Below are 14,141 nucleotides of genomic sequence, written 5' to 3'. Positions count from 1 at the left end.
AAAAACAAATCAAGAAGAACATACCATGAAAGCACTCTTGATTGGCGCGGGCGCCTCCTACGAATGCGGAATGCCACTCGTCTGGGAGTTCACAAATATATTAAGAAGCAACGTCTTAAAAAGGCTTGACACAAAGCTATTTGATTTCAGAGAAAGCCCTGATTTTAGATATATTTTTGAAAAAATAATCTCCAACCCAAAGCTACACTATGAGGAAATGATTGGTGAGCTTGAAAGAATAAGAATAGACAATCCAGAACAGTCAAGCGTAGCCACATCAACAGCCCTCCAGCTAACAGAGTGCGTACAGATTCTACTTCTAGAGGACCAGCAAAATACCACCGAATACTTCAAATTAAAATGCAAAGATTACGACGGAATAAAGAGTCTGATATCAAAGCATGGAAAAGTTGACATATTCAGCCTAAATCACGACATAAACCTCGAAGAAATATGCAAGCACCATGGAATAAAATACAAAGACGGCTTCTATGAAAGCGAAGAAAACAACTACTCTCACATTGCAAGATTCAAAGTCGCAACAAAAGAGCAGCTAGATTCAGGAAACCTTAACTTCCTCACCAAAGACGAGGAAGGGATAAACATAATAAAGCTACATGGCTCACTTGACATATTTGCCGCCGAAGATAAAAACCTATACCTAAAGTGCACCCCCGATGAAAATGAGCCTATAGGGGGACATATAAATGAAATAAGAAAAATAGAACAGCACAACAGAGAAATCTGCCAAGAATCCAAAGTCCGCGCAACGATGGAGCTTTGCGTTTATGACAAAAATGGAGAGCTACAATTCCTAAGACGCTCCCTACTCTCTGGCTCTCATAAATTCAGCAAAACTTTTGATCAAATTGCCCCGCGAGCCCTATTTGAAGAATTCAAAAATAGGATAAACCACTCTTGCGAAATCGATGTCATCGGATATGGATTTGGCGACCCGCACATAAATAACACCATAAAAAACTGGCTAATTAATCCTAAAAACAAATTAACCATATACGACCCTTACAGAACAACAGCGCCAGATTTTTTAAGCGACCAAGAGTCAAAAATTGAAATAAAAAATTATGGACTCACTCGCTACTTAGATTCGCAAATCCCCAGAAAAAGAAATATAGGAGAGCTATTCCGGGAGAAGATATTCGAAAAAACAAGAGAATCTCTTAAAAAAAGACGCCTAAACTCTTGGAAGGAGCCCGATAATTAAATCCCTCCGCACAAATCGAAAAGATCAGGGCGTAAGGGATAAGCTACTGGTCAGCGAACTAATACCAAGGCAACAAAGCCATGAGTCGAAAAAGTGTCGAACCCACTCACGGACAATTGCCAACATTAGCCATGGAGTAACTGATGAGCTCTCTAGAAAGCTGATGTTGACCAAGGAAGACCAGCAACGAGACCGGCAGGGAACGGGTTCAAATCCCCCCGGCCCACCAAATGCAAGACGAGAAGCCCCCGACCTTCCAGGCGAAGTTCGGGGGCTTTTTCATTGGGGCTGGCGGGCGCTAGTCTCTTCGCAGGACGAATGCCTGGAGCTGCCATGGAACTGCTCTGGCTGCCGTTGATGCTGCTGACCAGCTACTGGTACTTCCAGAGCGCCTCGGCCGGTACATCCCTCCCCTTGCGACTCCTTGTCTCAGCCCATGGCCTGGTCGCGGCGCTATTGCTCATTGGCGCTTTGCTGGCCGGTTTTAGTGGCTGGCATAGGGATGCGCATGTCGCGGTCTTTCTCTGATTGCAGTTGCTGCCTTTGCTGCTGATCGTCCTTTCCCTGCTGCTCTTCCGTGGGCCGCGGGAGATCCACTGGCTGCAACTGCTGAACGTCACCGGAATGCTCTAGCCGGGTTTTCTGGGGGCGATGCTCGCAGGTGGAAGGTGGCTCTGAATGGCTCGCCTTTGGCTCCACAGATCATTTTCCGTCCTGCCCAGTTGTGGTACTTAAGAGCACCCCGAACCTCCACGAATAACAAGAAGAGGAATCTGGATGTTCAAACTCCTCCTGCTGGCCAACGTATTGCTGGCCAGCGTATTCGTTGGCGCCCTGAGTTGGACGGTGATCGTCTGGTCGCCGCCGCTGAGCAAACCGGTCCGCGTCGAACACGCTTTCCGCATGCCAGCCCCGGCGCCACTGCATCAACCGGCTCATCCGTTCTGGTTCGCCCAGGTCATGCTCTGATCGGCGATTTCCTCAAGCCTCCCGCCGGTAGCGCTCTCGCCTGCCCCTCCGAATCACGTCCCCGCCGTGTAGGCATCGCCGGACCGCGCCGCTTCCCGGGACGCCGGCGCGATCGGCGATGGGTTGAGTTTCCCCGCCGGGGCGCTGGTCGGTAATACGGCATTTTCCCGAGACGGAATCAGCCTGTTGCACGGGGGCTCAGGCGACAGCTGAGGAAAAAACAGGGCATAAAAAAAACCGCTCCCAGGGGAGCGGCTGAAAGGACGTTGATAGAGCAATCACGATTTTTCAACGTCAGGAGCCGGTTTCCGCCGCATCGCCTGTGCGATGCGGCGGAATGGATGAGACAGGTTAAAGACCGTTAGCCTGCGAATAAATTCCGCAGACAGCCATGAACTCTTCGGGAAAACGTAACAATCCTTGAACGCCCGCCGGCGCGATGCCGGCGGGCCTTGCGGCCGTCAGAGGATCGACAGCGGGTAGTCGATGATCAGGCGCATCTCGTTGTTGTCCGCCTCGGCCTGGTCGGCATTGCCGCGATGGAACGCCTGGCGCAGGCGGAAGGACAGGTCCTTCGCCGGGCCGGACTGCACCACGTACTTGGCTTCCACGTCGGTTTCGTGGTGGCTGCCATCGGCGCCGTAGTTGTAGGCACGGTACGGGCTGTCGGCGGCCATGTGCTCGCCGTCGATGTTGGTGCCGTTGATGTAGCGGGTCATGAAGCTCAGGCCCGGTACGCCGTAGGTGTCCATCGCCAGGTCGTAGCGGGCCTGCCAGGAGCGCTCGCCCGGACCGTTGAAGTCGGAGTACTGCACCGAGTTGGCGAGGAAGATCGAATCGCCGGCCGCGCCTGCACCGTTGTCGCCGAAGCCCACGTAGTCGAACGGGGTATCGCCCTGCACCTTCTGGAAAGCCAGGGTCAGGGTGTGCGCGTGGAGGAAGGAGTAGGCGGTGGCGAACGACCAGGTGGTGTTGTCGATGCGACCGGCCTTGGCCTGGCCATAGTCGGTGGTCTTGTAGAGGTTGAAGTCGAAGTTCAGCGACTGATCGCCGCCCAGGCCCAGGGTGTAGTTGGCGTTGCCGTAGTACTGGCGCCAGATGTCTTCGAGTTCGGCACCATACAGCGAGACGCTCAGGTCCGGGGTGACGGCATAGCGGCCACCCAGGAAGCTGGCGCTGTCGGCCTCGACGTTGGCGTAGGTGGCGAAGATGCCGCCGGTGTGGCTGGTGGTCACCGGGCTGGTAGCGGCGGTGTAGTGGCCGGCTTCCAGGTCCAGGTCCTTCACTTCGCTGCTCTTCAGCGCGAAGCCGCTGGCGGTCTGCGGCATCAGGCGCGTGCCGCCGGCAGCGAATACCGGAGCGGTCGGCTGCATGTCGCCGAATTTCAGCTCGGTCTTGGAAACACGAATTTTGAGCGCGCCGCCGGCCTTGCCGTAGCTGTCCTGCGGGTCGCCATGGCTGTCCACCGGCAGGTTGCCGGTGCCGGCGTTACCGCCGCCAGCGTCCAGCTTCAGGCCCAGGTAGCCGAAGGCGTCGACGCCGAAACCGACCGTGCCCTGGGTGTAGCCGGAGCTGTAGTTGGCGAAGAAGCCCTGGGTCCAGTCACGCTGGTCGCCGGCGCCGTTCTTGCCGTCGTGGTCGTAGTACATGTTGCGCAGCAGCAGGTCGAGGTGGCTGTCCTCGAGGAAGCCCTTGGCGTCGGCCTGGTCGCTGACGAAAGCGTCGGCGTGGGCCATCTGGCTGGCGGCGGATACAGCGAGCATCAGCAGGCTGAGTTTGACGTGCTTCATGGTGGTGCCCCTTGTGTCTTGGAATGCGAGCCGATGTAAGCGTGACGGCACGTTTTTTAAGGCAGAACGAGTGCGCGGCCAGGCTCGCGAGGAGCAGCCGAACGATCGAGAGGTAATACGCGGTCCCCGCTTGTTTTCCCCTGCGGAGTGGGGACACATGATGCCGATTGCGCGGGCGATTTGAACCCGCAATCAGGCAAAGGACTCTTAACAAAAATGTAATGAATCCCCGTGCCAGAGCCTTCTCCGAGGTATCAGCCGAGACCGGAAAGCAAGCGGCCGGCATAGCTGCCGGCCGCAAGGTCGCGGTGCGGTCAGGCGATCACTCCGGGTCCTTCGGCAGCTGTGCCGGGGCCTGATACCACTGCTCGCGCGGTACCCATTTCGGTTCGCGCGGATCGCCCAGGTAATGCGGCGACATGATCTGCACGCCGTATTCGTTGAACACGTCCTGGATGTTCGCGTGCAGCATGCTCAGCAACTCGGCGCGCGGTTGCGGTCCGCTGGGGACGGCCTGGGCGACCAGGCGGTACTCCGGGTAGAAGTCCGACAGCGCGGTCTGGAACACGTGCGGCTTTGGCCGCTGCAGGATGCCTTCGGTGCGCCGCGCCGCCTCCAGCAGCATCGCCTCGACCTGCCGCCAGGGCGTGTCGTAGCCGATGGTCACGGTGGTATCGACCACGTAGCCCGCGCCCTGCACGGTGCGCGAGTAGTTCTTGGTCACTGCGCCGGTGATGGTCGAGTTGGGGATGGTCAGCACCTCGCCCAGGCCGGTGACGATGGTGGTGGTGAACATGCCGACCACGCTGACCGTGCCCTCGTGCTCGCCGATGCGGACGAACTCGCCGGGCCGCAGCGTGCGCGTGTAGGTGAGGATCAGCCCCGACGCGGCCTGGCCGACCACGCTGGAGGCGCCCAGCGAGATCATCAGGCCGATCAGCACCGACAGGCCCTTGAAGGCATCGGTGCCGGAACCGGGGAAGTACGGGTAGGCCATGGCGATGGCAAACAACCAGATCGCCAGCGAGGTCAGGCGCTCCGTGGGGATCAGGGTTTCCTGGGTCAGCCAGGGGATGGCGCCCGGCCGCGACAGGCGCTGCAGCAGACGCCGGCTGAAGGCGCTGATGCCACGGGCGATGAAGAAGATCGCCATGACCACGGCCAGGCCGGGAATCGCGTTGACCATGCCGGTCAGCAGGTAGGTCGCCAGCTCCAGCAGGTAGCTGTTGAGGCTCTCGCCCCAGGGCCGGGTATAGGGGAAGCGCGCGAGCACGAAGCTCAGCCATTCGTAGCTGGCCAGCAGCACGAGGATCCAGTACAGCAGCGAGGCCACCCGGCGGATCAGCGGGAAGAGGAAGCCGGTGTCGATCAGCGGCGTGTGGCCGATCTTCAGGCTCTCGGCGTGGCGATTCATGACCCGTACCAGCACTGCGAGCAGCTTGCCGCGCATCCAGTGCAGCGCGCGCAGCAGCGCCAGGTAGATCAGCGTGGCGATGCTCGCGGCCGCCGCCGCGACCAGCAGGAAGCGCAGGCTGCGCGCCTCCTGGCTTTCGACGACTACCTGGCGCAGGCGCTCGGCCGCCTGCTGGGCTGCTTCATGCACGCTGCTGTCGTCCGGACCGAGGTCGTTGGGGGTGACGAAGAAGGCGCGGCGGTCGGCGAGCAGGACCATGTAGCTGTTCTGCACGCTATCCACGGTCACCGTCAGTTCCGCGTGACCTTCCAGCGCCTCGTCGATCGCAGCCTTGGCCCGGGCGACGCGGATTTCCGGGCTCTCGCCGAGCAGATTGCCGCGAAACACCATGATGCTGCGGTTTGCGACCTTCAGTTCCGCCGTCGCCGGCGCGGCGCTCGTCGCATCGGCCGTATCCGCCGCCTTCGCGGTGCAGACGCAGCACAGCAGCAAAACCATCAACGACCACAGATACGCCCTGATGCGCATAGATCCGACCACCCCATTGCTACGAATTCGTCCATAAAAATTCGAAACGTCGCTTCGCAGCGTAGCCCAGCCGCTACCGATGGACGGTGGGGCGGGTCAGCCGATGTCGAGCGCTTCCAACTGGCGTTGCAGGCGCCACGTGGTGACCTGATCGGCGCTCATCGGGCGGCTGAAGTAGTAGCCCTGGGCGATGTCGCAGCCCAGGCGTTCGAGCGCCTCGGCGGTGGCGGCATCCTCCACGCCCTCGGCGACCACCTGCATGCCGAAGTTGTGCCCGAGGGCCACGGTGGACTGCACGATCATCGCGTCGGAGAAGTTGCTGGTCATGGCCGAGACGAAGGTGCGGTCGATTTTCAGCACCTGCACCGGCAGGCGCTTGAGATAGGCCAGCGAGGAGTAGCCGGTGCCGAAGTCGTCGATCGACAGCGTCACGCCCAGGTCGCGGATGGCCTGCAGGCTGCGCAGGGCCATTTCCGGATCCTCGAGCAGGGTGCCCTCGGTCACCTCCAGCTCGATCAGCTCGGCCGCCACCTGGTGCTCGTTCAGCAGCGACTGCAACTCGCTGACGAAGTGCGGGTTGCGCAGGTTGTTGGCGCTGATGTTGATCGCCATGCAGGTGCCCAGGCCGCGCTCGCTCCACTGGCGCAGTTGACGCAGGGCCTCGTTGAGCACCCAGTGGGTGAGCGGGTGGATGAGCTCGGTGGACTCGGCCAGGGGGATGAACTCGCTGGGCGGCACCATGCCGCGCTCGGGGTGGTCCCAGCGCAGCAGCGCCTCGAAGCCGACTACCTGACGGTCGCTCAGACGCACCTTGGGCTGGAAGTGCAGATGCAGGCCGCCCTCGCGGATCGCCCGGCCCAGCCCGGTGTGCATGGCCAGGCGTTCGGGGGTGTAGTTGTCGTCGCTGCGCTGGTAGAGCACGAAGTCGCGGCGGCTGTTCTTCGCCTGGTACATGGCGATGTCCGCGCAGCGCAGCAGGTCGCCCGGGTTGTCGCCGTGCTCCGGGTAGCTGGCCACGCCGATGCTGGCCGCCAGTTCGATCTGGATGCCGCCGGCCAGCAGCGGCTGGCCGAGCACCTGGCCGACCCCCTGGCAGAGCCCGGTGATCGCCACCTCGTCCAGCAGGTGGCTGGTCACGATGGCCATTTCGTCGCCCCCCAGGCGGGCGATGTCCGCGTCCTGGGTGCGCAGCCAGCCACCCAGGCGCTTGCCGACTTCCTGCAGCACGGCGTCGCCGTGCTGGTGACCGAGGGTGTCGTTGACTTCCTTGAAGCGGTTCATGTCCAGCAGCAGCACGGCGAAGCGCTGTTCCGGCCGGTTGGCGATGCGCTGCTCGATGTCGCGCACCAGCCAGTAGCGGTTCGGCAAGCCGGTCAGCGAGTCGTGGCTGGCCAGGTACTCCTGTTCTGCGAGGTAGCGCTTGCGCTCGGTGATGTCGTGCAGCACCAGCATCAGCAGGGTGTTGTTCTGCCAGCGGAACAGCGTGGCGTGGGCCTCGCAATCCAGCGGCTGCTGGTTGTCGCGACGCAGGAACTGCCATTCGCAGTCCACCTGGCGCTGTGCGCCGCTGAGCAGGTTGCCCAGGTTGGCGCGACTGGCGATCAGCGACAGCCGGCCATCGGGCTGGAACTTGGGCGACAGCTCCGAGGGCAGCATTCCGATCAGCGCTTCCGGCGCCGCCACGCCGAACATCTGCCCGGCTTGCTGGTTGGCGGCCTGGACGCGGCCATCGACGCCGATAAGCAGGACGCCGTCGTTGATGTCGGTGAACAGCTGCCGGTAGAAGCGCCCGTTCTGGCTGATCTCGCCGATCAGCAGGCGCAGTTGCCAGGCCGCCAAGCCGATCGCCAGCGCACTGATGAGCAACAGGGCGGCGCTGAATGCGGTGCGCTTGAGCCAGGGAATCAGGAAGCTGGCGGTGGTCTGTCCGACCACGGCGTGGATCGGGAAGCTGGCCGAAGGCGCGTCAGCGAACAGGGTATTGCTGCCGTCGATACTCGGCCCCTCGACCACCGCGAAGCGCGGTATCTCCAGGCGCTTGCGCAGTGGCGAGTCCGCCGGCAACGGCAGGCCGACATAGCCGCTCGGTTCAGGCATGCGGTAGAGGATCATGCCGTCGTTGTCGATCATGCCGGCGTTCATCTCGGCGGCGAGCCCCAGGCGGCGCAGCAGCTCGCCGATACGGTCGGCATCGATCAGCGCGCCGACCCGCTGGATCCGGCCCTTGGCATCGCGCTGGCCGATCAGCATCGGCAGGTACAGGTTGTTGCTGCTGGGCAGACGCTGCACGCGCCCGAAGATCGGGCGCTCGCCGACTTCCAGAGGGAACTGCCCGGCCAGCGCCTTGAACTCTTCGCTAGCCGGATGCCCGCGGTTGTCCACGGCCAGGGCCCGGTCATCGCGCACCACGAAGAGGTAGGCCGAGATCGGGTCGTAGCGCATGGCCTTGGCCAGGACCTCCAGGGTGTCCTGGTCACTCGTCACGCCCGTTGCATTGAGGTCGTCGGCGACGACGTACATGCTCGCGTAGCTCTGCAGCAGGAGGGAGCTGATGTAGCCCTCCAGGGAGCGCGCGAGCGCGGAGATGTTCTGCCGCACCAAGGCGGAGCTGCTGCTGTAGTCGCGGTAGCTGCTCCAGCCGCTGATGCCGATGAGCAGAACCAGAACCAGCAAGACGCCAGAATAGAAGGTCACGCCGATGCGTTGGCGGCGGGTGGCTCCTCGGGCATGGGCGAAGAAATCGAGATTGCTGGTCATGGGTTCCGTCTACGACTGCAGCGAGAATGCCGCGACAAGGGTATGGCATAGAGCCATCAACCCGATACGACTATTACATTAGTCAGGCTTATCGGCCGGCAGACGGGAAAATCCAGGCGCCATCCGCCGAGCGGCGGGGTTCAGCGGTTCGTCTCATGGAGCTAGAGCGGTCGCGTCGTCGGGCATGACCTTGTAGTCATGCACTTTGGCGGAAATAGCACAGACGTCCCAACCGCGCGAAAGCCTCAGCTGCTCTCGCGCACCATCAGCTCGAAACCGAGGTCGACCACCGGCTCGGCTACCGCCCGTCCGCCGATCAGCGCCAGCAACTGCTCGGCCGCCCGCTGGCCGATGGCCTGGCGCGGCGTGCGGATGCTCGACAGGCGCGGGACCATGAACTCGGAGCTCGGCAGGTCGTTGAAGCCCACCACAGCGACCCGCTCGGGCACCGGGATGCCACTGCGCAGCGCTTCGAGCAAGGCACCCTGGGCCAGGTCGTCGTTGCCGAAGAAGATGCCGTCGACATCCGGCTGGCTGGCCAGCAACTGGCGGAACAGCTCACCGCCAAGGCCGACCGAGGAAGGCCGCGGGGTGAGCAGCTCCAGCGCCGGGTCGTAGCAGCCGGCCTGCTGCAGGGCGCGGCGGAAACCCTCGCCGCGCAACAGGGTGCGCTGGTCGAGTTGCGCGCCGACATAGGCCAGCCGGCGGCGCCCGCGCGCCAGCAGGTGCTCGGCGGCGGCAGCACCGGCGCGCAACTGGGAGAAGCCGACGCAGTGCAGGCCCGGGCTGTTGTCCAGGTCCATCATGTAGACGCAGGGAATGCCGCTGGACTCGACCATCCGTCGGGCGCTTTCGGTGCGCTCGAATCCGGTCAGCAGCATGCCGCGCGGCTGGTAGGCCAGGTAGTTGCGGATCAGCGTCTCCTCTTCGTCGCGCGAGTAGTGGAAGTTGCCGATCAGCACTTCCAGGCCCTGCGGACGCAGCACGCCGTGGATGGCTTCGAGGGTATCGACGAACAGCTGGTTAGACAGCGACGGCACCAGCACCACCACGCTGTGGCTCTGCGCCGAGGCCAGCGCCCGTGCCGCCGGATTGGCCACATAGCCCAACTCGCGGGCCGCCTCCTGGACCTTGAGCACCAGCGCCTCGGCCACGCTGCTGACCCCGCGCAAGGCGCGCGAGGCGGTGATCGGGCTGACGCCGGCACGCTGGGCAACTTCGTTGAGGGTCGGGCGACCGCTGGCGCGGGAGTTCTTGTCGTTCTTCTGGACGGTCATCGGCTGGCTTGCCAAACAAAAATCGAGGCACTAAGGTAGCGCTGTCTCGCGAGCCGGGCAATTGCCTGCAACCGCCTCTGGCGGCCCCGCCCCTCGCAGCGGCCATACAGCCGCCGACAGATCGCAACCACCTAAAATGACAAGAAAGCGGAGGCAGCCCCATGCTTTTGGCTTCGACTTTTAAAGATAGCGCTGTCTCCGCACCGAGGTGCGACATGCTCCCCACCATCCAGGCCCTGCTGATCATGGGCGTCTCCGGCTGCGGCAAGTCCAGCGTCAGCCAGGCCATCTGCGGCCTCAGCGGCGCCCACGGCATCGAAGGCGACGCCTTCCACCCGGCTGCGAACATCGAGAAGATGCGCGCCGGCATGCCCCTCACCGACGACGACCGCGCCGGCTGGCTGGAAATCCTCGCCGAGCAGTTGCGCCAGTCCCTGGCCGCCGGCCAACGCCCGGTGCTGACCTGTTCGGCGCTCAAGCTCGCCTATCGCGAACGCCTGCGCCAGGCCGTACCCGGCCTGGGCGTGGTGTTCCTCGAATTGCCCCGAGGTGTCGCCGCCCAGCGCGTCGCCGAGCGCCCCGGCCACTTCATGCCGGCGACCCTGGTGGACAGCCAGTTCGCCACCCTCGAAGCCCCCCACGACGAGCCGCTGACCCTGGCGGTCGATGCGACCCTGCCGGTCGAACGCATCGCCGAACAGGCCCTGGCCTGGTGGCGAGCGCACGATTCGCTCTGAGCCGATTTGCCACACGCGCAAAAGATAGCGCTGTCTCATACTCCTGACACAACAAAGACAAGGGAGCCCCTGCCATGTTCGGTCTGTCTCACGACACCTACCTGCTGCTCGACGCGGTAGTCACCATCATCGGTCTGATCCTGCTGATCACCCGCTTCAAGCTGCACCCCTTCCTCGCCCTGATCATCGCCTCCGGCTTCCTCGGCCTGACCTCGGGCATGCCGGTGGCGCAGATCGTCAAATCCTTCCAGGACGGTTTCGGCGGGGTGCTCGGCTTCGTCGGCGTGATCCTTGCCCTGGGCACCATGCTCGGCAAGCTGATGGCCGATTCCGGCGGCGCCGACCAGATCGCCCGCACCCTGATCGACGCCTTCGGCGAGCGCCGGGTGCACTGGGCGATGATGATTTCCGCCTTCCTGGTGGGCATCCCGCTGTTCTTCGAGATCGGCTTCATCCTGCTGATCCCGCTGGTGTTCATCGTCGCGCGGCGCAGCGGCGTATCGCTGATCAAGATCGGCATCCCGCTGCTCGCCGGCCTCTCCGCCGTGCACGGCCTGGTGCCGCCGCACCCGGGCCCGCTGCTGGCGATCGGCGTGTTCAACGCTGACATCGGCAAGACCATCCTCTACGGCCTGATCGTCGCCCTGCCCACCGCCGCCATCGCCGGCCCGCTGTTCGGCGCCTTCATCGCCAAGCGCATCCCGGGCAACCCTTCGCCGGAGCTGGTGGCGCAGATCGCCCGCGAGCCGGAGACCGATAACCTGCCGAGCTTCGGCGTAACCCTGCTCACCGTGCTGCTGCCGGTGTTCCTGATGCTGCTGAAGACTTTCGCCGACGTGCTGCTGCCCGACGGCCACATCTTCCGCGCCTGGATGGACATGATCGGCCACCCGATCAGCGCCCTGCTCCTCGCGCTGCTGCTGGCGCTCTATACCTTCGGCCACGCCCGCGGTTTCGACTCGAAGAAGATCCTCAAGCTGCTCGACCAGAGCCTCGCGCCCACCGCCGCCATCGTGGTGATCATCGGCGCCGGCGGCGGCTTCAAGCAGATGCTGGTGGCCAGCGGCGTGGGCGACGTGATCGGCCACATGGCCGTACAGGCGCAGATCTCGCCGATCCTGCTGGCCTGGCTGGTCGCCGCGCTTATCCGCATCGCCACCGGCTCGGCCACGGTCGCCACCATCACCGGCGCCGGCATCGTTGCGCCGGTGGTCGGGCTGATCCCCGGGGTCAACCGCGAGCTGCTGGTGCTCGCCACCGGCGCCGGTTCGCTGATCCTCTCGCACGTCAACGACGCCGGTTTCTGGCTGGTGAAGCAGTACTTCAACATGAGCGTCGTCGAGACCTTCAAGACCTGGACGGCCATGGAGACCATCCTCTCCGTCGTCGGCCTGGTGTTCATCCTGCTGCTTTCGCTGGTGGTCTGAGGACCACCGGCTCCACCCCTGAAGGAAGGAGTACCGCAGATGTCCGCCACCACCCCGCAAGCCCCCGCCCAGCCCGCCGATCCGCGCGATTGGCCGCGCGACTTCGATGTCCGCGCCCGCTACGCCGAGCAGCAGGAATTGCTCGGCGAGCGTCAGCCCAAGCCCGTCAACGACCGCAACGCCCGCTGAAAGCCCCCTCCGGGGCTTTCCGACGAATGAATGCTGAAACGATTCACCTAAAGCATTTTTCAGGCTAAAACATTCACCGGGCGCTGCCGCTTTCGCCATTACTGTCGCCCGGTCCCCGAGGGAGGAACCATGCACAACAAGCTCGAAAATCTGTTCCCCGACGTTGCCGACATTCCCGAAGCCTTCCGCCCGGACGCCCCGGTCGAACAACGCGAATACCTGGTGAACGGCGAACTGCGCCGCTGGGACGGCCCGCTGGCGCCGGTGCGCAGCCCGATCTTCCTGAAGACCGCCGAGGGCGAGCGGCAGGTGGTACTGGGCAGCACGCCGCTGTTGGACGCCGACGCCGCTCTCACCGCCCTCGACGCCGCCGTGGCCGCCTACGACAACGGCCAGGGCCTGTGGCCGAACCTGCGGGTGGCCGAGCGCATCCAGCACGTCGAGACCTTCCTGGCGCGCATGCGCGAACAGCGCGCGGCCGTGGTCAAGCTGCTGATGTGGGAGATCGGCAAGAACCTCAAGGACTCGGAGAAGGAGTTCGACCGCACCTGCGACTACATCGTCGACACCATCGAGGCGCTCAAGGAACTCGACCGCCGCTCCAGCCGCTTCGAGCTGGAACAGGGCACCCTTGGCCAGATCCGCCGCGTGCCGCTGGGCGTGGCGCTGTGCATGGGCCCGTACAACTACCCGCTGAACGAGACCTTCACCACGCTGATCCCGGCGCTGATCATGGGCAACACCGTGGTGTTCAAGCCGGCCAAGTTCGGCGTGCTGCTGATCCGTCCGCTGCTGGAGGCGTTCCGCGACAGCTTCCCGCCGGGCGTCATCAACATCATCTACGGGCGTGGCCGCGAGACCGTCTCGGCACTGATGGCCAGCGGCAAGATCGATGTCTTCGCGTTCATCGGCACGCACAAGGGCGCCGCCGACCTCAAGCGCCTGCACCCGCGCCCGCACCGCCTGCGCGCAGCGCTCGGCCTGGACGCGAAGAACCCCGGCATCGTCCTGCCGCAGGTCGACCTGGACAACGCCGTCGAGGAAGCGATCACCGGCGCCCTGTCCTTCAACGGCCAGCGCTGCACCGCGCTGAAGATCCTCTTCGTCCACGACAGCGTGCTGCCGGCCTTCCTCGACAAGTTCGCCAGCCGCCTCGCCCAGCTCAAGCCGGGCATGCCCTGGGAGCCGGGCGTGGCGCTGACGCCGCTGCCGGAGCCGGGCAAGGTGGACTACCTGAAAACGCTGCTGGAGGACGCCCTGGCCAAGGGCGCGAAGGTGATCAACGAGGGCGGCGGCGCGGCGCGCGAGAGCTTCTTCTACCCGGCGCTGCTCAGCCCGGTGAACGCGCAGATGCGCCTGTACCACGAGGAGCAGTTCGGCCCGCTGGTGCCGGTGGTGCCCTACCGCGAAGTGGAGGAAGTCATCGACTACGTGCTGCAGTCCGACTATGGCCAACAACTCAGCCTGTTCGGCAGCGACCCCGAGCAGGTCGGCCGGCTGGTCGACGCCTTTGCCAACCAGGTAGGCCGCATCAACGTCAACGCGCAGTGCCAGCGCGGCCCGGACAGCTATCCGTTCAACGGCCGCAAGAACTCGGCGGAAGGCACCCTGTCGGTACACGACGCATTGCGCACCTTCTCCATCCGCACCCTGGTGGCGACGCGCTTCAATGCCGCCAACAAGGCGCTGATCAGCGAGATCATCCAGGGCCGCGAGTCGAACTTCCTGACCACCGACTACATCTTCTGATGTCGGTACGGGTGCCGCCTCAGACGCGGATCAGCCCCCACTCCGGGGCCGGCACCCGTTCGTTCAGCTCTTCAACCTG

The 14,141-nt window shown here is 63.5% G+C and carries 11 protein-coding genes; 7 read left to right on the top strand and 4 right to left on the bottom strand.

Translation table 11 applies throughout. From position 1 onward, the window contains the following. Positions 1-25: 25 nt before the first annotated feature. The 3 genes from ACA097_RS16285 (at position 26) to ACA097_RS16275 (ending at position 2,194) form a co-directional block, all read left to right on the top strand. A complete protein-coding gene (locus ACA097_RS16285; protein ID WP_371364539.1) occupies positions 26-1,225 on the top strand; it encodes a hypothetical protein in 1,200 nt (399 codons plus the stop codon). Positions 1,226-1,558: 333 nt separating this feature from the next. Then, on the top strand, positions 1,559-1,753 hold the full coding sequence (locus tag ACA097_RS16280; protein ID WP_043255448.1) for a hypothetical protein: 195 nt from the start codon (positions 1,559-1,561) through the stop codon (positions 1,751-1,753). 249 nt (positions 1,754-2,002) lie between these two features. Further along, on the top strand, positions 2,003-2,194 hold the full coding sequence (locus tag ACA097_RS16275) for a hypothetical protein (protein ID WP_160288444.1): 192 nt from the start codon (positions 2,003-2,005) through the stop codon (positions 2,192-2,194). A gap of 461 nt (positions 2,195-2,655) precedes the next feature. Here ACA097_RS16275 and ACA097_RS16270 read toward each other — a convergent pair whose 3' ends face one another. The 4 genes from ACA097_RS16270 to ACA097_RS16255 form a co-directional block, all read right to left on the bottom strand. After that, positions 2,656-3,984 carry an OprD family porin gene (locus tag ACA097_RS16270; RefSeq protein ID WP_371364537.1) on the bottom strand — a complete coding sequence of 443 codons (1,329 nt, stop codon included), beginning with the start codon at positions 3,982-3,984 and terminating at the stop codon, positions 2,656-2,658. Positions 3,985-4,306: 322 nt separating this feature from the next. Then, a complete protein-coding gene (locus ACA097_RS16265) occupies positions 4,307-5,926 on the bottom strand; it encodes a mechanosensitive ion channel family protein (RefSeq protein WP_371364535.1) in 1,620 nt (539 codons plus the stop codon). A 96-nt stretch (positions 5,927-6,022) separates the two neighbouring features. Continuing rightward, entirely contained in the window at positions 6,023-8,683 is a 2,661-nt protein-coding gene (locus tag ACA097_RS16260; RefSeq protein ID WP_371364533.1) for an EAL domain-containing protein, read from the bottom strand. Between the two features lie 245 nt (positions 8,684-8,928). Further along, positions 8,929-9,960: a LacI family DNA-binding transcriptional regulator gene (locus ACA097_RS16255; RefSeq protein WP_043255454.1), complete on the bottom strand. Its 1,032-nt coding sequence runs from the start codon at positions 9,958-9,960 to the stop codon at positions 8,929-8,931. Between the two features lie 215 nt (positions 9,961-10,175). On the opposite strand from ACA097_RS16255, the gene ACA097_RS16250 reads away from it, so the two are divergent. From ACA097_RS16250 to ACA097_RS16235, 4 genes are all read left to right on the top strand, one after another. Further along, a complete protein-coding gene (locus tag ACA097_RS16250; protein ID WP_043255456.1) occupies positions 10,176-10,697 on the top strand; it encodes a gluconokinase in 522 nt (173 codons plus the stop codon). Between the two features lie 74 nt (positions 10,698-10,771). Beyond that, positions 10,772-12,124: a GntP family permease gene (locus ACA097_RS16245; protein WP_043255458.1), complete on the top strand. Its 1,353-nt coding sequence runs from the start codon at positions 10,772-10,774 to the stop codon at positions 12,122-12,124. Between the two features lie 39 nt (positions 12,125-12,163). Then, complete coding sequence (locus ACA097_RS16240) at positions 12,164-12,313, top strand: hypothetical protein (RefSeq protein WP_167333377.1); 150 nt, start codon at positions 12,164-12,166, stop codon at positions 12,311-12,313. Between the two features lie 129 nt (positions 12,314-12,442). Then, positions 12,443-14,062: an NADP-dependent glyceraldehyde-3-phosphate dehydrogenase gene (locus tag ACA097_RS16235; RefSeq protein WP_371364530.1), complete on the top strand. Its 1,620-nt coding sequence runs from the start codon at positions 12,443-12,445 to the stop codon at positions 14,060-14,062. Positions 14,063-14,141: the final 79 nt, after the last annotated feature.

This window comes from Pseudomonas sp. QL9 (assembly GCF_041409665.1).
GTDB lineage: Bacteria > Pseudomonadota > Gammaproteobacteria > Pseudomonadales > Pseudomonadaceae > Pseudomonas > Pseudomonas knackmussii.
This window is presented reverse-complemented; position numbering and strand designations above follow the sequence as displayed.

Excerpts from the sequence above, each read along its gene's own strand:
- ACA097_RS16285 (WP_371364539.1), top strand. The coding sequence starts at position 26 with ATGAAAGCACTCTTGATTGGCGCGGGCGCCTCCTACGAATGCGGAATG.
- ACA097_RS16280 (WP_043255448.1), top strand. The coding sequence starts at position 1,559 with ATGGAACTGCTCTGGCTGCCGTTGATGCTGCTGACCAGCTACTGGTAC.
- ACA097_RS16275 (WP_160288444.1), top strand. The coding sequence starts at position 2,003 with ATGTTCAAACTCCTCCTGCTGGCCAACGTATTGCTGGCCAGCGTATTC.
- ACA097_RS16270 (WP_371364537.1), bottom strand. The coding sequence starts at position 3,984 with ATGAAGCACGTCAAACTCAGCCTGCTGATGCTCGCTGTATCCGCCGCC.
- ACA097_RS16265 (WP_371364535.1), bottom strand. The coding sequence starts at position 5,926 with ATGCGCATCAGGGCGTATCTGTGGTCGTTGATGGTTTTGCTGCTGTGC.
- ACA097_RS16260 (WP_371364533.1), bottom strand. The coding sequence starts at position 8,683 with ATGACCAGCAATCTCGATTTCTTCGCCCATGCCCGAGGAGCCACCCGC.
- ACA097_RS16255 (WP_043255454.1), bottom strand. The coding sequence starts at position 9,960 with ATGACCGTCCAGAAGAACGACAAGAACTCCCGCGCCAGCGGTCGCCCG.
- ACA097_RS16250 (WP_043255456.1), top strand. The coding sequence starts at position 10,176 with ATGCTCCCCACCATCCAGGCCCTGCTGATCATGGGCGTCTCCGGCTGC.
- ACA097_RS16245 (WP_043255458.1), top strand. The coding sequence starts at position 10,772 with ATGTTCGGTCTGTCTCACGACACCTACCTGCTGCTCGACGCGGTAGTC.
- ACA097_RS16240 (WP_167333377.1), top strand. The coding sequence starts at position 12,164 with ATGTCCGCCACCACCCCGCAAGCCCCCGCCCAGCCCGCCGATCCGCGC.
- ACA097_RS16235 (WP_371364530.1), top strand. The coding sequence starts at position 12,443 with ATGCACAACAAGCTCGAAAATCTGTTCCCCGACGTTGCCGACATTCCC.